Annotated in this window: 17 protein-coding genes; 14 read left to right on the top strand and 3 right to left on the bottom strand. The window is 63.7% G+C overall.

Annotated features, from left to right (window positions below; translation table 11 throughout):
• Window positions 1–8 precede the first annotated feature (8 nt).
• Window positions 9–2,090 carry an ABC transporter ATP-binding protein gene (locus VIL88_RS03320; protein WP_331985942.1) on the top strand — a complete coding sequence of 694 codons (2,082 nt, stop codon included), beginning with the start codon at window positions 9–11 and terminating at the stop codon, window positions 2,088–2,090.
• Between the two features lie 7 nt (window positions 2,091–2,097).
• On the opposite strand, the gene VIL88_RS03325 is transcribed toward VIL88_RS03320, so the two are convergent.
• Window positions 2,098–3,132 carry a LacI family DNA-binding transcriptional regulator gene (locus VIL88_RS03325; RefSeq protein WP_331985944.1) on the bottom strand — a complete coding sequence of 345 codons (1,035 nt, stop codon included), beginning with the start codon at window positions 3,130–3,132 and terminating at the stop codon, window positions 2,098–2,100.
• 161 nt (window positions 3,133–3,293) lie between these two features.
• Between VIL88_RS03325 and VIL88_RS03330 the strand changes: the two genes are divergently transcribed.
• The 8 genes from VIL88_RS03330 to VIL88_RS03365 all read left to right on the top strand — a co-directional run bounded on the left by VIL88_RS03330 (window position 3,294) and on the right by VIL88_RS03365 (window position 12,460).
• Window positions 3,294–4,340 (top strand): Gfo/Idh/MocA family oxidoreductase, encoded by a 1,047-nt coding sequence (locus VIL88_RS03330; RefSeq protein ID WP_331985946.1) that lies wholly within the window; start codon window positions 3,294–3,296, stop codon window positions 4,338–4,340.
• Window positions 4,337–5,233 (top strand): sugar phosphate isomerase/epimerase, encoded by an 897-nt coding sequence (locus VIL88_RS03335; RefSeq protein WP_331985948.1) that lies wholly within the window; start codon window positions 4,337–4,339, stop codon window positions 5,231–5,233. The genes VIL88_RS03330 and VIL88_RS03335 overlap by 4 nt, the downstream gene beginning before the upstream one ends.
• Window positions 5,234–5,308: 75 nt before the next feature.
• A complete protein-coding gene (locus VIL88_RS03340; protein WP_331985950.1) occupies window positions 5,309–6,343 on the top strand; it encodes a LacI family DNA-binding transcriptional regulator in 1,035 nt (344 codons plus the stop codon).
• A gap of 110 nt (window positions 6,344–6,453) precedes the next feature.
• Window positions 6,454–7,683, top strand: a complete 1,230-nt coding sequence (locus VIL88_RS03345; protein ID WP_331985952.1) for a sugar ABC transporter substrate-binding protein — start codon at window positions 6,454–6,456, stop codon at window positions 7,681–7,683.
• Window positions 7,684–7,753: 70 nt separating this feature from the next.
• The gene (locus VIL88_RS03350; protein ID WP_331985954.1) at window positions 7,754–8,656 is read left to right on the top strand and encodes a sugar ABC transporter permease; all 903 of its coding nucleotides are present in this window, start codon (window positions 7,754–7,756) and stop codon (window positions 8,654–8,656) included.
• On the top strand, window positions 8,653–9,480 hold the full coding sequence (locus VIL88_RS03355; protein ID WP_331985956.1) for a carbohydrate ABC transporter permease: 828 nt from the start codon (window positions 8,653–8,655) through the stop codon (window positions 9,478–9,480). Before VIL88_RS03350 ends, VIL88_RS03355 begins: the two co-directional genes overlap by 4 nt.
• Window positions 9,477–10,532, top strand: a complete 1,056-nt coding sequence (locus VIL88_RS03360; protein WP_331985958.1) for a sn-glycerol-3-phosphate ABC transporter ATP-binding protein UgpC — start codon at window positions 9,477–9,479, stop codon at window positions 10,530–10,532. The genes VIL88_RS03355 and VIL88_RS03360 overlap by 4 nt, the downstream gene beginning before the upstream one ends.
• Window positions 10,533–10,543: 11 nt before the next feature.
• Complete coding sequence (locus tag VIL88_RS03365; protein WP_331985960.1) at window positions 10,544–12,460, top strand: glycoside hydrolase family 127 protein; 1,917 nt, start codon at window positions 10,544–10,546, stop codon at window positions 12,458–12,460.
• Between the two features lie 71 nt (window positions 12,461–12,531).
• Here the strand turns inward: VIL88_RS03365 and VIL88_RS03370 are convergent, their stop codons facing one another.
• Together VIL88_RS03370 and VIL88_RS03375 are read right to left on the bottom strand one after the other, a co-directional pair.
• Window positions 12,532–13,110, bottom strand: a complete 579-nt coding sequence (locus VIL88_RS03370; protein WP_331985962.1) for a DUF308 domain-containing protein — start codon at window positions 13,108–13,110, stop codon at window positions 12,532–12,534.
• A 62-nt stretch (window positions 13,111–13,172) separates the two neighbouring features.
• Window positions 13,173–13,760 (bottom strand): TetR/AcrR family transcriptional regulator, encoded by a 588-nt coding sequence (locus VIL88_RS03375; protein ID WP_414650104.1) that lies wholly within the window; start codon window positions 13,758–13,760, stop codon window positions 13,173–13,175.
• Between the two features lie 238 nt (window positions 13,761–13,998).
• Between VIL88_RS03375 and VIL88_RS03380 the strand changes: the two genes are divergently transcribed.
• The 5 genes from VIL88_RS03380 (at window position 13,999) to VIL88_RS03400 (ending at window position 20,880) form a co-directional block, all read left to right on the top strand.
• On the top strand, window positions 13,999–15,264 hold the full coding sequence (locus tag VIL88_RS03380) for an aspartate kinase (protein ID WP_331985967.1): 1,266 nt from the start codon (window positions 13,999–14,001) through the stop codon (window positions 15,262–15,264).
• Window positions 15,265–15,331: 67 nt separating this feature from the next.
• Window positions 15,332–17,602 carry a phosphoenolpyruvate--protein phosphotransferase gene (ptsP, locus tag VIL88_RS03385; protein ID WP_331985969.1) on the top strand — a complete coding sequence of 757 codons (2,271 nt, stop codon included), beginning with the start codon at window positions 15,332–15,334 and terminating at the stop codon, window positions 17,600–17,602.
• A gap of 235 nt (window positions 17,603–17,837) precedes the next feature.
• Window positions 17,838–18,914, top strand: a complete 1,077-nt coding sequence (gene prfA / locus VIL88_RS03390) for a peptide chain release factor 1 (protein ID WP_331985971.1) — start codon at window positions 17,838–17,840, stop codon at window positions 18,912–18,914.
• Window positions 18,911–19,795, top strand: coding sequence for a peptide chain release factor N(5)-glutamine methyltransferase (gene prmC / locus VIL88_RS03395; protein ID WP_331985975.1), 885 nt, complete (start codon window positions 18,911–18,913; stop codon window positions 19,793–19,795). Before prfA ends, prmC begins: the two co-directional genes overlap by 4 nt.
• A 323-nt stretch (window positions 19,796–20,118) precedes the next feature.
• The gene (locus VIL88_RS03400) at window positions 20,119–20,880 is read left to right on the top strand and encodes a DUF4167 domain-containing protein (RefSeq protein ID WP_331985973.1); all 762 of its coding nucleotides are present in this window, start codon (window positions 20,119–20,121) and stop codon (window positions 20,878–20,880) included.
• Window positions 20,881–21,693 lie beyond the last annotated feature (813 nt).

Below are 21,693 nucleotides of genomic sequence, written 5' to 3' on the forward strand. Positions count from 1 at the left end.
CTATGCAGATGAGCGACAATCTCGTTGAAATCCGTGACCTCCGCATCACGTTCGCCGGCTCTGTCGATGTGGTGCAGTCGCTCGATCTCGACATTCCGGCCGGCAAGACGCTGTGCCTCGTGGGGGAGTCTGGCTGCGGCAAGTCGGTTACCGCCAAGTCGATCCTCCAGGTGCTCGACCATCCTGGCCGCGTTTCGGGCGGGTCGATCAACCTCCGCCAGCCCGATGGCACCGTGCTCGACATTGCCAGGGTCAATCCGTCGAGTCCGGTGATGCGGCACGTGCGCGGTGCCGACATCGCCATGATCCACCAGGAGCCGATGACCTTCCTGTCGCCGCTCTATACGATCGGCAACCAGATCAGCGAGGCGCTGACGCTCCATCGCAAGGTTGGCAAGCGGGAGGCCCGCGCTGAGGCGATCCGCATGCTGAAGCAGGTGGGCATGCCCGAGCCTGAACGACGCTATGACAGCTATACGTTCCAGCTCTCCGGCGGGCAGCGCCAGCGCGCCATGATCGCCATGGCGCTGATCAACCAGCCGCGCCTGCTGATCGCCGACGAACCGACCACCGCGCTCGACGTCACGACGCAGGCCAACATCCTCGACCTCCTGGCGCAGTTGCAGCGCGATACCGGCATGGCCGTCCTGTTTATCACCCACGATCTGGGCGTGGTGGCCGAGATCGCTGATGAGGTGGCGGTCATGTATCTGGGCCGCATCGTCGAGCGCGGCCCGGTGCGCGAGGTGCTCGAGCATCCCAGGCACCCCTATACGCGCGGGCTCCTGGCCTCGATGCCGCGGCTCGACGGCGACTTCAAGGCGCCGCTCCGCGCCATTCCCGGCATGGTGCCGCCGCCGGCGCTGCGGCCCTCTGGCTGCCCTTTCCATCCGCGTTGCGACTGGGCACGAAGCGACATCTGCACGCACAAGCCGGTCGGTGAGACCGAACTGGGTGGCGGCCAGACCGTAGCCTGCCATGCCTATGGCCCAGCGGCACATCTGTTTACCCGCACGCCCATCGCTGCACCGGCGCCAGTGGCGGCTCTGCGGCGCGGGGAGCGCGCGTTGGCGCCGCTGCTCACCATCCGCAATCTCCACAAGCACTTCCCCATCCGTGCCGGCTTCTTCCAGCGCCAGATCGGTGCGGTGAAGGCCGTCAACGACATCTCGCTCGATATCTTTCCCGGCGAAACGCTGGGCCTCGTGGGCGAGAGCGGCTGCGGCAAATCCACCCTTGGCCAGACCATTGTGGGTCTTCACCGCGCCGATAGCGGCAGCGTCGTGTTCCGCGACGGCGGGGCGGAGCGTGATCTCCGCACCGCACGGGGCGCCGAGGCGCGGCGCTTGCGCACCGATATCCGCATGATCTTCCAGGATCCGACCGGCTCGCTCAATCCGCGCATGCGGGTGCGCGACATCATCGGCGAGGTGCTGCAGGTCAATGGCGGCCACAGCGCGGCCGAGATCGAATCCAGGGTGCAGGTTCTGCTCGAAAAGGTTGGCTTGAGCCCCGACTATGCCGAGCGCTATCCGCACGCTTTCTCAGGCGGGCAGCGGCAGCGTATCGCCATCGCCCGCGCACTCGCCTCTGACCCAAAACTGGTGATCGCCGACGAGGCCGTGTCGGCGCTCGACGTGTCGGTGCAAACGCAGATCATCAACATGATGAAGGCGCTGCAGGCCGAGATGGGCCTGACTTACCTCTTTGTCAGCCATGATCTCGGCGTCATCGCCAATATCAGCGACCGGGTGGCGGTGATGTATGCAGGGCGCATTGTCGAGATCGGCACCACCGAAGCAATCTTCCGCAATCCGCGGCACCCCTATACCGAGGCGCTGCTGGCCGCGATTCCCGGCCGCGGGCAGCGCCGATCGGGCGCCCGCATCCGTCTCGCCGGCCATGTTCCAGACGGCAGCGCGCCGCTGGAGGGCTGCGCCTTCGCCGACCGCTGCCGCTATGCAATCGACGCCTGTCGCACAACATTGCCCCCGCTCAAGGGCGAGAAAACGCACCTCGACGCCTGCCTCCGCTCCGACGAAGTGCAGTTGCGGCCAGCCTTGGCGCAGGAGCAGCTGGCGCCCGCTTGATGCGGTCTCAGATCCGGGCGCAATCGCTTGCGCCTTCCACCAGCTCCAGCGACGCAAGTTTGCGGGTCGTGCCGAAGGGGTAGTGCTCGGCATAGGCAGGCATGATCGCGAGCAAGGACTCTGCGAGCGTGATGCCCAGATCGCGTAGGGAAAGCCGGAAGCAGGTCAGCTTGGGCACGAGGAAGTGCGCCTGCGGGCTGTCGCGTCCGATGACCGCGATGGCCTCTCCCGGTGGCAATCCGACTTCGAAGAGACCGTTGTAAAACCCCAACGACATGATTTCGTTGGTCAGCACAAAGCCGGTTGGCCGTCGGTCCTCCGGCATTGCGGCAATGGCGTGCGCGATGGCATGTCCGCCGCGCTCATTGGGATTGGCGCGAAAGATAAGGCTGGGATCGAAGTCAATGCCGTGTCGCGCCAGCACCTTGCGATAGGCGTCCACCAGCACGAAACCCAGATTGGCATCGTCCAGAGGCGCGAAGATGCCGATGCGGCGGTGGCCCTTGCCGATCAGGCGCGAGACCCCGACCTCCGCCATGCCTTCGAAATCAAGGTCGATCCAGGGGTGGCCGGCATCGGTCTCGGAGCGGCCCAGGGCGATGAAGGGTATGTTGCGGCTGGCGAGGAAATCGATGCGATGGTCCTGCCGCTTGGTTGCCGAAATGATCAGGGCGTCGGCAAAGCCACGGGCCACCACGCGCTGCAGATAGGCGTCCGGGTCTTCCTCGGATGAGCAAAGCAGCGCCACGAGGTCCAGCTGGTGGCGGGCAAACACAGTCTGCACGCCGTCAAAGACGCTCATGAAGAACACGTCGCCTTCACCGGTGATCTCGTGCCCGGTCTGCATCATGAAACCGACGACGCCGGTCGACCCCTTGCGCAGGGCGCGGCCGGCCTGGTTGGGCACATAGCCCGCGGCAGCAGCGGCTTCCAGCACGCGCCGACGTGTTTCGGCGCTGACATCGGGCTTGCCGTTGAGCGCCCGCGACACCGTGCCGATCGACATGTTGAGCTGCTGCGCCAGACGCCGGATGCCGGTCATGTTTCCCCAAAGTTGTCCACCGCCGCGGCGGGTTCCAGAAACGTTTACGATTTTTCATTGACACGTCCACGAGGAGAATAATAGCGTCGTAAACGTTTACGGGAACAGGTCCGGCCAAGCCGCAAGAGACGGCGCCGGTAGCAGGTTCCAGGGAGGACTTCGTGGTTTTTCGTGCGGTGCTCGCCGGTTGCGGCGGCATGTCCAAAGGCTGGCTCGAGGCCATCACCGAGCATCCCCTGCTCAAGGGCCGCATTGAGGTGGTCGGCCTTGCCGATCTGCACCTGCCCACCGCCGAACAGCGCGCCGCCGAGTTCGGGTTGACCGATGCCGTCGTCGGCGCCGATCTCGATGCCGTCCTGGCAGAGGCCAAGCCTGACCTCCTGTTCGACATCGTCATCCCAGCCGCCCGGGCGAATGTCGTGCGCACCGGCTTTCGCCACGGCTGCCATGTCCTCAGCGAAAAGCCGATGGCGACGAGCATCGAGGAGGGCAAGGCGCTCCTTGCTGAAGCGCAGGCGGCCGGGCGCATTCACGCGGTGGTCCAGAACCGCCGCTTCATTTCCGGCGTGCGCCGGATTCGTCGCCTGATCGAGAGCGGTTCGCTCGGCGAGCTGGCTAGCCTCAACTGCGACTTTTTCATCGGCGCCCATTTCGGCGGCTTTCGCGACGAGATGGAAAACGTCCTCCTGCTCGACATGGCCATCCACACGCTCGATGCCGCGCGCTTCATGTCCGGCAAGGTACCGGAGGCGGTCTATTGCCTCGAAACCAATCCGCCCGGCTCTTGGTATCGCCATGGGGCGGCCGCCAACGCCATTTTCGAGTTTTCCGACAATGTTGTCTTCAACTACCGCGGCTCCTGGGCTGCCGAAGGCGCCAATACGTCCTGGGAGAGCGCCTGGCGCATCGTCGGTAGCAAAGGCACGCTGCTTTGGGACGGCGAAGACAGCTTTGAGGCCAAGGTCATCGCCAATGACACCGGCTTTTTCCGCGAGCTCAGGGCCATCGAGGTGCCGCCGCCCGCGGACGAGGACCAGACGCATGGCCATGCCAGCGTCATCGCCGAGTTCCTCGACGCCATCAAGACGGGTCGCCAGCCGGAAACCGTCGCTACTGACAACATCAAGAGCCTTGCCATGGTCTTTGCCGCTATCGAAAGCGCGCGGACCGGCCAGCGTGTATCCATCGACCCAGGACAAACAAATTGAGCGATCCCGCAAAATCCATCCGCATCGGCACCATGATTTCGGCCTCTTCCGGCAAGGCCGCCGAGCGCATTGCCGAGATCGCCGACCAGGGCTTTGAAAGCTTCGAGCCATTTTTCTGGCAGACCACCAATGGCCAGGACATTGCCGACCTGGGAAAACGCTGCAAGGACGCGATCGGCGACCGTGACATCACCATCTCGACCGTCGGCATGTTCGGCAATCCGCTTGAGGACCAGGAGATGGACCGCCAGACCCTCCAGGGCTGGAAGGACTGCATCGACAACGCCCACCATTTCGGCGCCACCTGCGTCGCCGGCTTCACCGGCCGCCTTCGCAACAAGCCGCTGACCGACAGCCTCTCGCAGTACAAGAAGGTCTGGACCGAACTGGCGCAGCGCGCGGCCGACAAGGGTATCCGCATTGCTTTTGAAAACTGCGCCATGGATGGCAACTGGCAGACCGGAGACTGGAACATCGCGCACAATCCCGACGCCTGGGAGCTGATGTTCAACGAGACGCCGCAGGACAATATCGGGCTCGAATGGGAGCCCTGCCACCAAATGGTCTACCTGATCGATCCGCTGCCGCAGATCCGCAAATGGGCTGGCAAGATCTTCCACGTGCACGGCAAGGACGCGACCATCCGCTGGGACGTGATCCGCGAGCACGGCATATTCGGCAAGTTGCCCTTCGTCTTCATGCGCACGCCTGGCTTTGGCGACAGCAACTGGACCGACATCATCTCGGAACTGCGCCTCGCCGGCTGGTCCGGCTCAATCGATATCGAGGGCTGGCACGATCCGGTCTACCGCGATGAGCTGGAAATGACGGGGCAGCTCTATGCCCTCAAGCATCTCAAGACCGCGCGTGGCGGCGACTATGTGAATGTATAAGTATGACTATTGACGAGTGCTGAAAAACCGTTTTACCTGATGTGAGAAAAGGGTTTTCCTTTGAGGTACGCTGACGTGGCCAAGGCTGAGCGCATTCGCATCTATGACGTTGCCCGCGTGGCCGGCGTCAGCGTTGCGACTGCCTCCAAGGCGCTCAACGATACCGGGCGGATGACCGAGGCGACCCGCACAAGGGTGAAGCAAACTGCTGCTGCTCTCGGCTTTCGGCCCAATGTCATGGCCCGGGCGCTCACCGGCCAGCGCAGCTTCACCATCGGTCTTCTCACCAACGATACTTATGGCCGCTTCACTCTGCCGGTCATGGCTGGGATAAACGAGGCACTGGTTGACCAGGGCGTTTCGGTTTTTCTCTGTGTCATCGAGGATGATGCCGCTTCCGGGATGGTCCATGTCGATGCCATGCTCGACAAGCAGGTCGATGGTATCATCGCGACGGGCAAGCGCATTGACCGCCGCCTGCCGGTGGATCTGTCCGGCCTGCCTGTGCCGGTGGTCTATGCCTTCACCGAGGGGCAGGCGGATGCTGTCACGCTTGTGGCGGACGATCGGCAGGGTGCCCGGGAAGCTACCGAACACCTGCTGGCCCTGGGCCGGCGCCGGCTGGTGCATGTCACCGGTCCCGACAGCTTCGCCTCGGTCCAGAGCCGCGCCGATGCCTTCAGTGCGCTGGCCGGCGCCGATGCGCCGGTTCTGCATGGCGCCTGGTCGGAGGCCTGGGGCCATGAGGCCGTCGCCCAACTCTGGGCCCAGCCGGTCCAGCCCGACGCGATCTTTTGCGGCAATGACCAGATTGCCCGCGGGGTGGTCGACGCCTTGCGCGAGCGCGGCGTCGATGTGCCGGCGGAAGTCTCGGTGGTCGGTTTCGACAACTGGGAGATCGTCTCGGCGGCAACGCGCCCGCCGCTCTCCACGATCGACATGAATCTCAAGGAACTCGGCCGCGAGGCCGGACGCCTGATCCTCGATCTTGCCGAAGGCAAGCCAGTGGAGCCGGGTATCCGCACGCTGCCATGCAAGCTCGTGTTGCGCCAATCCTGCGGCGGCGAGATGCTCGCTGCCCGAAAGGACGAGGTGCTTCAGGAGGTGTAGGGAGTGCTGCCACAGGCATTGGCGTGCCCGTGGCAGCGAGGAAAGTCCCGCCCGGGAAGAGGAAACCCGAAGCGGAGCAGACGCGGCCAAGGCCGCAAAGGGAGGATATAATGCAGTTTACCAAGCTCGGTCTATTGGCCGGTCTCGCCATTGGCGCTTTGATAGCGGCGACGCCCGCCTACGCCCAGGTGACACTCAAGGTCTGGTCCATCGACGGCGTCGACCGGCCCGGCATCGCGGACACCTATTCCAAGGAGTTCGACGAAGCCAACGAGGACATCGTGGTCGAATATCGCGGCATTCCGTTCGATGAACTGGTGAACGAAACGCTACGCGCATTCGCTACCGGCAATGCGCCCGATATCGTCTCCTTCGACAATCCCGATTTCGCGCTGTTCTCTTCGCGCGGCGCCATGCTCGACATCACCGAGCGGGTCGCCAATTCCGAGATCATCAGCAAGGCTGAATATTTCGAAGGTCCGCTCAACTCGGTGACCTGGGATGGCAAGCTCTATGGCCTGCCCAAATATACCGACACCATCGGCATCTTCTACAACAAGGACCTGTTTGCCAAAGCGGGTCTGAGCGAGCCCCCGAAGACCTGGACCGAGGTCGCCGAATATGCGGAAAAGCTCACCGATCCTGCCAGCAACGTCTATGGCATCACCTTCTCGGCCCGCGCCGGTGAAGAAGGGACGTTCCAGTTCCTGCCCATCATACAGATGTCGGGCGGCAATGCCGACAAGGTCAACACGGAAGGTGCAGCCAAGGTCCTCGATATCTGGAAGAGCCTGATCGACAACGGCTATGCATCGCGCGACGTCTTGAGCCTCGGCCAGTGGGACTCCACCGGCGTTTTCAACTCCGGCAATGCCGCCATGGCCATTTCCGGCCCGTGGGAAATCGATCGCATGGTGGAAGACGCCAAGTTCGACTGGGGCGTTGCGCTTCTGCCCACCATCGAAGAGGGCGGCGAACGCTCCTCGGCGCTGGGTGGGTTCAACTGGGGCATCATGGCCAACACCCAGCATCCGGACGAAGCCTTCCGCCTGCTTGAATACTTCGTCGACCAGGAAGACCGTATTTTCCCCGAATTCGGCAATCTGCCGGCGCGAGGCGATATCGAACTACCGGTCACCGGCGAGGCCAAGAAGGACGACGCCCTCAAGGTCTTCCAGGAAATGCTGCAGTATGCCCAGCCACGCGGCCCGCATCCGGAATGGCAGAAGATCTCCAAGGCCATCTACGATGCCGAACAGCAGGCGCTGACCGGCCAGATGTCGGCCATGGATGCGCTTAACCAGGCGCAGGCCACCATCGATACCATCTTCAAGAAGTAGTCCTCCCTGACTGGCCGGCCGGAGTTCACTTTGGCCGGCACTTCTTTTTCCCTCGTCGTGGAGACTCTCGGTGTCGCGATTTTTCAGCGGGCTCAGGGACGGTATCGGCTTCGATATTATCCTGGTCGGCGCAGCTCTGCTCTTTCTCCTGGCGCTGGCCGGCGCGCCGCTGGTCTACAATGTGCTGATGAGCTTCCAGCAGGTGGACATGTTCACCCTGGGATCGCTGTTCCGTCCCTTTGTGGGCTTTGCCAACTACATCGCCGTGGTGCAGCAGCCCGAATTCTGGCTCGTCACGCGCAATACGCTGATCTTCGTCTTCGGCTCGATGACCGGGCAGTTCGTGCTGGGCTTTGCCCTGGCTCTGTTCTTTGCCCAGAACTTTCCGGGCGCCTCGACCATCCGTGGCCTGTTCCTGGTCTCCTGGGTGATGCCGGGCCTTGTAGTCGGCGCCATCTGGAGCTGGATTCTTGCCGGTGACTTCGGCGTGCTCAACGTCATCCTCAAGAGCCTGGGGCTCATCCAGAACAACGTCTTCTGGAAGTCGGACCCGAACTTTTCCATCTGGGCGGTGATCATCGCCAATATTTGGCTTGGCCTTGCCTTCAACATGCTGCTCCTTTCAGTGGGGCTCGCCGCCATTCCGCGCGACCTCTACGAAGCCGCCGAACTCGATGGCGCCAATGCCTTCCAGCGCTTCTGGACCATCACGCTGCCCATGATGCGCTCGACCATCGGCGCCGTCCTGTCGCTGGGCCTGATCGGCACGCTGCAGCAGTTCGACCTCTTTCCGGCGCTGACCGAGGGCGGGCCCGCCAACACCTCCAATGTCGCCGGCTACTGGTCCTGGCAGCTGAGCTTCCAGCTCTACGATTTTGCCAAGGGCGCAACCGTTTCGGTGATGATGTTCCTGCTGGTCCTCTTCGCGTCGGTCATCTATGTCCGCTCGACCCGCCACGAGGTGCGCGGATGACAAGGACCTATACGCCCTGGTTCCTCCTGGTCGTGGCGCTCGCTCTGGCCGCAGTCTACCTGTTTCCGCTCTACTGGATGTATGTGACGAGCCTGAAGTCAGGCTCGGAGATCTTCGCCAATCCGCCGACCTTCTGGCCGGTGAGTCCCAATCCGGGGGTATATCCGGAAGTGTGGGCGCGCCGCGCCATGCCGACCTTTCTCACCAATTCGGTGCTGATTGCCGGCGGCGTCACCGCCATCACGGTGATCCTGGGCACCGGCTGCGCCTATGTGCTGGCCCGCTACCGCAATGTCTGGATCGACATCGGGCTCTTCGCCATCCTGATGCTGCAGGTGCTGCCTGCTTCGGTCATGGTGACGCCGCTCTTTGTCGGCTTCAACCAGATCGGGCTGCTCAACTATCCACGCACCGCGGTGGTGCTGGCGGCCGCCGCCAAGGCCATGCCGTTCTTCGTGGTGCTCGTGCGCGCCACCTTCATGAGCGTGCCGCGCGAGCTTGAAGAGGCCGCGCTGGTGGATGGCAATTCGCGGGTCGGGGCCTTCTTCAACATCGTCCTACCGCTGGCGCGCAACGGCATCCTGGTCTGCGCCATCCTCACCTTCATGAGCTCGTTCGGCGAATACATCTATTCCAAGTCGATCATCCAGAGCCCGGCCCTGCAGCCGGCCAGCGTCGGCCTCTCCGGCTTCCTCGGGCCCAATTCCACCGACTGGCAATCGATCATGGCCTATTCGGCCATTTACGTGACGCCGATCCTTCTCGCCTTTGTCATCCTGCAGCGCCGCATCGTGTCCGGCCTCACCTCGGGAGCCCTCAAATGACCGCCCAGATCGAGCTCGACCGCATCGACAAGCACTATGGCAGCTTCCACGCCCTCAAGAACATTTCCCTGACCATCGACAAGGGCAGCTTCGTCGCCCTGGTCGGCCCCTCGGGCTGCGGCAAGTCCACTCTCCTGCGTTCCATTGCGGGGCTGGAAAGCATTTCTTCGGGCCGCATGACCATTGCCGGCAAGGAAATGACCGGCGTACCGCCCCGCCACCGTGACATCGCCATGGTGTTCCAGTCTTACGCGCTCTACCCGCACATGACCGTGGAGGAAAATCTCACCTACTCGCTGCGCCTCCACGGCGTCGGCAAGGCCGAGGCGAAGCAGAAAGCGGCTGAAGTCGCCGCTACCATCGGTCTCACCCAGCTTCTGGGCCGCTATCCGCGCCAGCTGTCGGGCGGCCAGCGCCAGCGCGTCGCGATGGGCCGCGCCATCATCCGCAACCCCAAAGCCTTCCTGTTCGACGAGCCGCTCTCCAATCTCGACGCTTCCCTGCGCGTGCAGATGCGCAAGGAGATCCGCGCCCTGCATGACCGGCTCGGCGCCACCTCGGTCTATGTGACCCACGACCAGATCGAGGCCATGACCATGGCCGACTGGGTCGTGGTGATGCGCGATGGCATCATCGAGCAGCAGGGCAGGCCGCTCGACCTCTACGATCATCCTGTCAACCGCTTCGTTGCCGGCTTCATCGGCTCGCCCGCCATGAACTTCTTGCCCGGCAGGATTGCCGACGATGGTAGCTCTGTCCTGCTCGATAGTGGTGGTTCGCTGCCGCTGGCCCGTGCGGTCGAACCGGGCAGGGCGGTGATCGCCGGCATTCGCCCCGAGCATTTGGAGGTCGCCACCCAAGGCGCCACCTTCCACCTCGATGTCGGTGTCGTCGAATCCACCGGCTCGGCCACCTACCTCACCTCGCCCGATGGCAGCTTTCAGCTTGTCCAGTCCGAGCGCACCCAGCTCGCTTCCGGCGACCGGATCGGCCTTCGCATCGACCCTCTCAAGGTTCACCTGTTCGATCCGCAAACCGGCATTGCCCTTTAAGGCTTCACCCCATGTCCCGCTACGCCCCCGTTCCCTTTCCCGAGGTCAAGCTCGAAGGCCAGTTCTGGCATGAGCGCCTCGACACCGTCCTCGCCCGCACCGTGCCCAGCCAGCACAAAAAGCTTGGCGAATACGGCATCCTCGACTCCCTCAAGCTGCCCGATCCGCCTCCGCCCCTACGCTTTCCCCGTCACTCAAACGGCTTTACGGTGCAGGTCTTCTGGGACAGCGATGTCGGCAAGTGGATCGAGGCGGCGAGCTATGCCCTGGCGCACCGCCGCGACGAGGACATCGAAAGCAAAATCGAGGCGGCCATCGACGATCTCGAAAAGGCGCAGGCGCCGGACGGTTATCTCAACTGCTGGTATCTCGGCCGCGAGCCGGACAAGCGCTGGACCAACTTGCGCGACAACCACGAAATGTACAATGCCGGTCACCTGCTGGAGGGCGCCGTCGCCTATTTCCAGGTCACCGGCCGCCGGCGCTTCCTCGACATCATGGAGCGCTATCTCGACCACATCTACGCAACGTTTGGCACCGGCCCCGGCCAGCGCCGCGGCTATGACGGGCACGAGGAAATCGAGCTCGCGCTGATGAAGCTCTACTATCTGACGGGCGATCGGAAGCACCTCGACTTCGCCACCTATCTCATCAACGAGCGCGGCCGGCAGCCGCCGCATTATTTCGATGTCGAGCGCGAGGCGCGCGAGGGGGCGGGCGACAAGCGCCAGCCCTATGTCTTTCCGAACTACGAGTATTCGCAGTCGCACAAGCCGGTGCGCGAACAGGAGAAGGTCGTCGGCCACGCCGTGCGCGCCATGTACCTTTATACCGCCATGGCTGACCTCGCGGCCGAACTCAACGATCCCGAGCTCAAGCGGGCCTGCGAGATCCTGTGGGACGACGTGATGAAAACCAAGATGTATGTCACCGCGGGCCTTGGTCCCTCGGCGCATAACGAGGGTTTCACCCACGATTTCGACCTGCCCAACCAGACCGCCTATGCCGAGACCTGCGCATCTGTGGCCCTGATCTTTTGGGCGCAGCGCATGCTGCATCTCGATCTCGACGGCAAATATGCCGACATTCTCGAGCTCGCCATGTTCAACGGCGCGCTCTCGGGCCTCAGCCGCGACGGCGAGCACTACTTCTACGCCAATCCGCTCGAAAGCGACGGCACGCCGACCCGCTGGGAATGGCATACCTGCCCCTGCTGTACCATGAATGTTTCGCGCCTCGTGGCCTCGGTCGGGCAGTATTTCCTCTCCACCGCTGAGGACGGCGTCGCCTTCCACCTCTATGGCGGCATCGCTTCCGACGTCGAGATCGCCGGCACGCAAGTCAGCCTCCGGGAAGTCTCCAACTACCCATGGTCGGGTGACATCGAAATCCATGTCGATCCGGAAGTGCCGGCCCAGTTCGATGTCAAGCTGCGCATCCCCGGCTGGTGCCAGGGCGCCAAGGTCTCGGTCAATGGCGAGGCGGTGGATGTTGCCACAGCCGAGCGCGGCTATCTCACCATCATCCGCACCTGGCAGAAGGGCGACCGCATCAGCCTCGACCTGCCGATGCCGCCCCATCGCCTCTACGCCCATCCCGGCGTCATCATGGATGCCGGCCGGGTGGCGCTAAAGCGCGGTCCGCTGGTCTATTGCCTCGAGGAAGCCGACAATCCCGGTGGCCGCGTCCAGCGCCTCAAGCTGCCGCGGCACGCGCAGTTGCACAGCGAAAAAAGCGATCTTTTCGACGGCATCGTCACCCTCAAGGCAGAGGCCACCGCCATCGACGAGAGCGATTTCCACCAGCTCTATCGCACCACGCCACCGCGCGAGACATCCTCGACCCTCACCGCCGTGCCCTACTTCCTCTGGGCCAATCGCGAGCAGGGGTCGATGGTGGTCTGGGTGCCCGAAGCTGTGGGGGGATGAGGGCGCAAGACGATCCGATGACCCGCAGCCGATCACCACGCCGTTCGCACTTTGAACCTGACCTTCGGTGATCAGAAGTCCTGGGCTCGCTTCTGCCGGCCAAGGACCAGTGTCAGTGCCGACAGAAGGAAATAGATGGCGCCAAAGGCAGCGTATCCAGCAAGAATGGGGAGCACTGCTGGAATGACCTGTTGAGCTTGGTAGACGAAAAAGCCGCCAGCCAAGGCTGACTGAGCGCCACTCAAGAGCATCGCCCACTGGGCGCCCGATGCCTTCCGCCGGCGGATTGCGGTGGCCAATTGAAATAGCCCGCTTAGGATAGCCCACACGCCAAAGGTGGCAAGTACGGCGCTGAGGCTCACCTGAAGTGCCACTACGACGGCAAGCGTTGTCACGGCGCTTACCAGAGTGTTGAGTGCTTGGGTTCTGTTCTTGCCAAAGCCTCCGCTACGACGGGCATCAACATAATTCGCGGCCGCGTCCCAGAGCGGATAGAGAACGAGCAGAAATGCGCCCAACGTTGGCTGGTTCTGCCCGGCAGTTGAGGCAAGGACTACCCGTACTAGCGAGAAGGCTGCTCGGACAACGTAGTATTGGCTCAGCCAATGGCGCTGGTCGGCGGGGGAAGAATCCTGGATAGACGCTGGCATGTTTTTCTATCTACTAGTTGGTAGGTGACTGGGTGTGGAGCATTATGTGTTGTCGAAATGCACTAAGGCGCGAGATGTGCGAGGGCTGAAGCCGCTACGGCTGTGAAGAGTTTGGGGTTCTCATGAACCCGTGCCGAGAGCATTCCTCCATGGACCGCAGCCATGAAGGCCTCCGCTTCATTGTCTGGCGTGCTCCTAAGCCGGAAGATGCCCTGGATTTCCCCGCGCGCGAACGCCTGAGACAACCATTTGGAGAGCGCCTCGAAGTGAAGGCGTATTTCGGCCGCTACTTCCGGCGGCAAAGCTGGCAACTCACTGGCAAGAAGCGCGCAGATGCAGAAAGGCGTGCTTGCCTCCGCCAGGCATCTCTCCCAGTAAGCAACATAGTTCAGCAGTTGCTGTCGTGGGTCAGAAGCAGTTCGCTCGAGCGCGTCAAAGCCGGCACGCGCATCCTCTCGATAGCGTTCAACGAGGGTGCGGACGAGGTCGACCTTGCTGGGAAAGTGATGGTGGATGCTCGCTTTTCGGATACCTACAACGTCAGCTATGTCGGCATAGCTGAACCCGTTGTACCCGGCATCCGCAATCAAAGATCGGGCGCAAGCAAGGATGTCGTCTACGGTCGAGGAGGAGGCGTTCATAGCGACCATCTACCTTCCAGTAGGTAGGTCTGTCAATATCAACCGCTCGTTGGCTTCGCTAGCATCAATGATCTTCCCTCGTGTCACACGGATCAACCAGCCGCAACGCTTGGGGCTGCATCGCTCGGATCGAACCTGTGTCGGCGGACGGTGACCACCATGCCAGTTGATCCACATCCGCCTTTGTGGCATTGCGGGCGCCAACAAAAGCGTACCGCCGGGTTCGGTGGGTGGATCGGGGAAACGAGTGGCCCGTATTGTCGTCAAGTTCGGAGGCACGTCGGTTGCCAATGTGGAGCGCATCCGCCAGGCTGCGCGGCATGTGAAGCGCGAGGTCGATGCCGGCAACGAGGTTGCCGTGGTGGTTTCCGCCATGTCGGGCAAGACCAATGAACTGGTCGGCTGGGTCAACGAGGCTTCGGCGCTCCATGACGCGCGCGAATACGACGCCGTCGTCGCTTCGGGCGAGCAGGTTACTGCCGGTCTCATGGCCATCGTCCTTTCGGAAATGGGCATCCAGTCGCGCTCCTTTGCCGGCTGGCAGGTGCCGATCCATACCGATGATGCCCATGGCGCCGCACGCATCACCGGCATCGACCCGACCGAACTCGACAAGCGCATGAAGGATGGCTGGGTGCCGGTCATTACCGGCTTCCAGGGCATTTCCCCGCATGGCCGCATTACCACCTTGGGCCGCGGCGGCTCCGATACGTCGGCGGTTGCCGTGGCGGCCGCCGTGGGCGCCGATCGCTGCGACATCTATACGGATGTGGACGGCGTTTACACGACCGACCCGCGCATCGTGCCCAAGGCGCAGCGCCTGACCAGGATTTCCTTCGAGGAAATGCTGGAAATGGCATCGCTGGGCGCCAAGGTCCTGATGATCCGCTCGGTGGAAATGGCCATGGCGCACAAGGTGCGCCTCTTGGTAAGGTCGACTTTTGATGATCCGGAAGCGCCGCAGCTGGCGCCCGACGGCACTCCGGGCGTCCCCGGAACCCTGGTTTGCGATGAGGATGAAATCGTGGAAAAGCAGATCGTTTCGGGCGTGACGCTCGCCAAGGCGGAAGCCAAGATTACCCTTCGCGACGTTAAGGACAATCCCGGCGTTGCGGCCGGTGTCTTCGGTACGCTGGCCGACCAGGGCATCATCGTCGACATGATCGTCCAGAACATCGCCGACGATGGCGCGACCACCGACATCACCTTCACCGTGCCCGACAGCGAGTATGACAAGGCGATCCGGGCGCTCGAAGGGGCCGGCGACAAGATCGAATATGCCCGCATTTCCGGCTCCAAGGGCGGCGCCAAGGTGTCGGTGATCGGCGTCGGCATGCGCTCGCATGCGGGTGTCGCGAGCTCCATGTTCAAGGCCCTGGCCGACAAGGGCATCAACATCCAGCTGATCACCACGTCGGAAATAAAGACCTCGGTCCTGATCGACGAGCAGTATGCCGAGCTTGCGGTCCGCGCGCTCCATACTTATTACGGATTGGACAAGAAGGACGCCTGATCTCCTTTCGGGGAGAATAGCCGCGTCCGACAAAGGGGGGCGGCTTTGCGGGCCGTCTGAGGGGTAGATGGTCACGACCATGGGCGGCCCACGGGTATTGTTGCGGCAGTTGCGCGAGACGATGGCGGAGCAACTCGCCTCGCAGGAGCGGCTCGACAAGATCGTCGCCCTCATTGCCGAAAACATGCGGGCCGATGTCTGCTCCTTCTATGTCTTGCGCGACGACGGTGCGCTCGAGCTCTTCGCCTCCAAGGGTCTTGCCGCAGAATCGGTGCACCTGACCACGCTGCGCCTCGGAGAGGGCCTCGTTGGCCTCATTGCCGCCGAAGCCGAGCCGCTGAGTCTCGAAGACGCAACCAGCCACCCGGCCTTTGCCTACCGGCCCGAAACGGGCGAAGACAAATATAATTCATTCCTCGGCGTGCCGGTGCTCCGGGCCGGGCAAACGCTGGGCGTTCTGGTCGTGCAGAACTCCACCCATCGCCGCTTCGGCGAGGACGAGACCGAGGCGATGCTGACTACGGCCACAATCCTGGCCGAGATGATCGCCACCTCGGATTTCGACAACCTGATCAAGCCGGGGTCCGATATCGATCTCAGGCGTCCCCGCATGTATCAAGGCGTAAGCTTCACCGATGGCATTGCCCTTGGCACCGTGGTCCTCCACGACCCGCGCGTCGTGGTCTCCAACTTCATTGCCGAAGATACCGAGGCCGAAAAGCTGCGGCTGGAAAACGCGCTCGAGACAATGCGCGTGTCCATCGATCTCATGCTCGACCATGGCGACATGGCCGGCGGCAGCGACCATCGCGAGATCCTTGAAACCTATCGCATGTTCGCCAACGACCGCGGCTGGGTCCATCGCCTGACCGAGGCGATCGACAACGGCCTCTCGGCGGAAGCGGCGGTGGAGCGCGTGCAGAACGACACGCGCGCCCGCATGCTGCGCCAGACCGATCCCTATATTCGCGATCGCCTCCACGACCTCGACGATCTAGCCAACCGGCTCCTCCGTGTCCTGACCGGCGACGGACACGCCATGGGTCACAAGGACCTGCCCGATAACGCCATCCTCGTGGCCCGCAACATGGGTCCGGCGGAACTGCTCGAATATGACCGTACCAAGCTGCGCGGCGTGGTGCTGGAAGAGGGCGGTGCTACGGCCCATGTGGCCATTGTCGCGCGCTCGCTCGGCATGGTCGCAGTGGGGCAGGCGCAGTCCATCGTTTCCATGTGCGAAACGGGTGACGACATCATTCTCGATGGTCCCGCCGGGGTGGTGCATCTGCGGCCCACGCCCGACATCGAGCAGGCCTATGTCGACAAAGTGCGGGTCACGGCCAAGCGCCGCGCCCATTATGCCGCACTCAAGGACAAGCCTTCGATCACCCGCGACGGGGTCGAGATCACGCTCTTGCACAATTCGGGTCTTGTGGCCGACCTGCCCATGCTCGACGATACCGGCGCGGCGGGGGTTGGCCTCTTCCGAACCGAGCTACAGTTCATGATCGCCTCCAAGCTCCCGCGCCTGCAGGAGCAGCAGGAGCTCTATGCCGAGGCCATGGCCATTGCCGGCGAACGCCCCGTCGTGTTCCGCCTCCTTGATATCGGCGGCGACAAGGTCCTGCCCTATCAGCGCTCCATGGCCGAGGAAAATCCGGCCATGGGCTTCCGCTCGATCCGGCTTGGGCTTGAGCGCCCCGGACTTCTCCGCACGCAGGTGCGCGCCCTCTTGCTGGCCGCCGATGGCCGCCCGCTCAAGATCCTCGTGCCCATGGTCACCGAGACCTTCGAGTTCATGCAGACCAAGCTCGTGGTGCAAAAGGAAGTCGAACGCCTGCGCCGGCAGGGCAAGCCCATTCCGTCGCGGCTCGAACTCGGCGTCATGGTGGAAGTGCCCTCGCTCCTGTTCGAGCTCGACCAGCTGATGCCCGAGGCCGACTTCGTTTCCATCGGCTCCAACGACCTGGTGCAGTTCCTCACCGCCTCCGACCGGGCCAATCCGCGCGTCGCCAAGAACTACGACCCGATCGGCATGCCGCGCCTGCGCGCCATTCGCATGGTGGTGGATGCCGCGCGCCGCTACAACATTCCCATCACCATGTGCGGGGAACTGGCGGGCAAGCCGCTCGAAGCGCTGGCGCTGATGGCCGTGGGCATGACGCGCCTTTCCATGGGTCCGGCCTCGATCGGCCCGATCAAGGAACTGGTGCTCAACGTCGACCTCCAGCCTATCCGCATGTCGGTCAACGCGGCCCTCAGCGATGGCGCCGACGGCGTCACCATCCGCGCGCTGCTGCAGGAATGGATTGAACGGCAGAACCTGCCGGTGTCATGAAGCCCGGCGGTCTTCTTCGGGAGAGGACGATTTGCTCGATCGTCACCCTCGGGCTTGACCCGAGGGGTCTACACTTACATAGCGCCCGGTAAGTCCAGGGCCCTCGGGTCAAGCCCGAGGGTGACGGGCGGTGAGTGGGAGAGCGGTGTGGATGGCGTGAGATGGCGCCCAACCCTTGCCTCCCGCACGCGTTGTCCCTAAACCGTGCCTCTTCCAGACTTGAAAGCATTCCCTCATGCCCTCTCTTCCCCAGGACAAGCTCGACGCGCTTGAAACGCGGTTCCAGTATGTCGAGGCCTCGCTTTCGGGCGGCGCTGGGCCGGACGAGTTCGTCAAGTTCAGCAAGGAACATGCCGAGCTTGCGCCCATCGTGGGGGAAATCCGCGCCTACAAGAAGGCCCTGCGCGACCGCGAGGAAGCCGAGGAGCTGCTCCGGAGCGGCGACAAGGACATGGCCGAGATGGCCGAGGCCGAGATCGGCGAGCTCGACGAAAAGATCGAACAGCTCTTTCAGTCCATCCGCATCCTCCTCCTGCCCAAGGACGAGGCCGACGAAAAGTCCATCATCCTCGAAATCCGCGGCGGCACCGGCGGCGACGAGGCGGCGCTTTTCGCGGGCGACCTCTTTCGCATGTATGAGCGCTACGCCCAGAACCACGGCTGGAAGGTCACGGTGATGGAGGAAAGCCCCGGCGAAATGGGGGGCTTCAAGGAAATCATCGCCAATGTGTCGGGCAAGGGCGTCTATGCCCGCATGAAGTTCGAGTCCGGCGTCCATCGCGTGCAGCGCGTACCGGCCACCGAAGGCTCGGGCCGCATCCACACCTCCGCCGCCACCGTCGCCGTTCTGCCGGAAGTGGAAGACATCGACATCGAGATCCGCAACGAGGATATCCGCATCGACACCATGCGTGCCTCGGGTGCCGGCGGGCAGCACGTCAACACCACCGACTCGGCGGTGCGCATCACCCACCTGCCGACCGGCATCGTCGTCACCTCGGCGATGAAGTCGCAGCATCAGAACCGCGCCCAGGCCATGATCGTGCTCCGCTCGCGCCTTTACGAGATGCAGCGCGAGGAGCGTGACTCGGCCCGCTCCGCCGAACGCAAGGGCCAGGTGGGCTCCGGCGACCGCTCCGAGCGCATCCGCACCTATAATTTCCCGCAAGGCCGCGTCACCGACCACCGCATCAACCTCACGCTCTACAAGCTCGACAAGGTCATCACCGGCGAAGCCCTCGACGAGCTGATCGAGGCGCTGATCACGACGTCGCAGGCCGAGCAGCTCGCAGCGATGGAGATGCCCAACTGAGCGGCCAGCCCACGGTCGGGCAGCTCTGGCGCGGCTGGCGCGACGTTCTCGACCGCCTCGGCTTTGCCAGCGCCGCCCTCGACGCCAAGCTGCTGACCGGCTATGCCCTGGGCCTTTCCGCCCTCGAGCTCGCCACCGGCGAAAACAACAGCGTCGACCCCGCGGCCGCCGAACAGGTGGCCGCCTTGCTGCAGCGCCGCATGACCGGCGAGTCCGTAGCCCGCATCATCGGTGAGCGCGAATTCTACGGCCTCCCCTTCGCGCTCAACGAAGCCACGCTGGAGCCGCGCCCCGAGACCGAGCTCCTGGTCGACCTGGCCCTGGCGCACCTACCCCCGGGGGGACAGCTCCTGGACCTCGGCACCGGCACAGGCTGCATCCCCATCGCCATTCTCGCCAACCGGCCCGATGCCCGGGCCATCGCCACCGATCTCAGCGCCCGCGCCCTTGAAGCCGCAGCCGAGAACGCTGAGCGCAACGGGGTCGCCGACCGCATCCGCTTCCTCCAGGGCAGCTGGTTCGAGCCGCTCTCACCCTTCGACAGGCTCAGGATGAGGTCCGATGCACCATTTCGCTTCCACCTCATCACCTCCAACCCGCCCTATATCACCTCCGCCGTGGTCGATACGCTCGAACGCGAGGTGAAGGACTTCGATCCCCGCCTCGCACTCGACGGCGGCGCCGATGGCCTCGCGCCCTACCGGGTCATCGCCGCCCAGGCTGCCGATTGGCTTGATCCCGATGGCGCCGTTCTCCTCGAGATCGGCTATGACCAGGGCGCGGCGGTCAGCGCGCTGTTTCTGGAGGCGGGGTTCGAGAATGTCGCCGTGCATCGCGATCTCAATGGCCATGATCGGGTGGTCGCCGCGCGCCTCCGTTGAGCCGCAGCTGTTGGAAACGCAATTAATGCTGGCAAAAGCGGTCCGAACCTTGTAGTTTACCCGCAGCTGTCAACGGCGCTTCATGAGCGCCACGGCGACTAGCCACCCGAAACATCCAATGGCTGCAAGGCGCAGCGCGGTTCCCGCAGAGGCGGAAACGACGCGGAATGGGTTCGGGCGCCGTCCGACGGTTTCGGTCTTCATGAAGCCAAGATAGAGCCGGTCGCACGCCAGAGTGGCTGCATCCGGATGGCCCGATCAGGCAGATGCCGGTCCGCCAGCAGTGTGACGCTTATTTTTCTAGAGTTAGATAAAGCGACCAGATGAGACCCAATAACCAGAACAACAAGAACCGGCAGCGCGGCCGCAATGGCGGACGCAAGCACGTCAATCCATTGTCCCGCAATTTCGAGAGCAATGGCCCCGACGTGAAGGTGCGCGGCAATGCCGCCCATATCGCCGAGAAATATCTCCAGCTCGCGCGCGACGCGCAGTCGAGCGGCGACTCGGTGATGGCGGAGAACTATCTCCAGCACGCCGAACATTATTTCCGCATCGTCTCCAGCGCCCAGCAGGCCCAGAACGGCCAGCGCCCGGAAGGCCAGCAGGACGACGATTTCGACGACGATATGCCGGACATGAACTCCCGCTTCGCCTCGCCGCAGCCGCAACAGCCCCAGCCGCAATATGGCCAGGGCGAGGGCGACGAGCAGCAGGGTGAAGGCGAACAGCAGCCGCGTCAGCAGGGCGAGCAGCAGAACCGCCAGGATGGCGAACGTCCCCAGCGCGGCGACCGCCGCGACCGGCCGCGCCGCGAGCGCTTCCGCCCCGAAGGCGAAGTGCAGCAGCCCGTCCCCGTCGTTGCCGCCGAACCCGCGCCGGCTCCCGCTGCAGAAACTACCGAAGCCGCCGCCGTCGAAGCGCCTGCGCCGGCTGAGGCCGAAGCGGAAGCCAAGAAGCCCCGCGAGCGCCGCCCGCGCCGCCGCCGTCCAGCGGCCGGCGAAGGCGAAGCCGCCGATGCCGAAGGCGACGTCGGCACCTTGCCCGCCTTCCTCACCGGCGGCGCCACCAACGCCGCCGAGTAGGCGAACCGAGAATGTGAAAGGCCGGGCCCAGCGCCCGGCCTTTTCGTTTGTGCACGTATCCAGTGCCGGTCCCGTCCCACGGCCCCCATCCACCAGTCGTCACCCTCGGGCTCGACCCGAGGGCCCTGCACTTGCGGAGTGGGGGTTGAAGCAAAGCCCCCTCGGGTCAAGCCCGAGGGTGACGCTTCGGGAGTTGGCACTCACTCCCTGCGCTCACCAGAAGAAAGTCCTAGCTCTTCTAGCCGCGATGTAGAAGTCGTCTCCCTCCCCCTTGAGGGGAGGGATCAAGGGTGGGGGTTCTGCGCCGTCCACCAACTCAAACGCCAGTTAATCCGCCGGAACCCCCACCCTCACTCCCTCCCCTCAAGGGGGAGGGAAGCCCGTTCTGTGGATGGGGCAAGATCGTGCCCCAACCACTGCGCGGCACCTCCCCCTCGACGGGGGAGGATGGGAGGGGGTGTGGTTTAGCCACCATGGGCCTGTCCACCCACCATCCACTCGCCCCACCCACCAGCCGTCACCCTCGGGCTTGACCCGAGGGCCCTGCACTTGCGGAACGGCAGGTCAAGCAAAGACCCCTCGGGTCAAGCCCGAGGGTGACGTTCAGCGGTTGGATTAAGCACCGCCCCACACAAACTTATCCCCACCCCCTCTTTCCCGGCCTATCCTGCCCCCCATCCACCCCGCGCAGGCGGCCTGCAGGCGACAGTGGCGGGAGTGGGCCGGGCGCATGGCAACGTCAGCCAGGGCGGGTCGAGGCATGGGCCGGAATCTCTGCGAGCGTTGGAGATCCCGCGAGTCCCGTGTCCGGCA

The organism is Devosia sp. (assembly GCF_036563435.1).
Classification (GTDB): Bacteria; Pseudomonadota; Alphaproteobacteria; order Rhizobiales; family Devosiaceae; genus Devosia.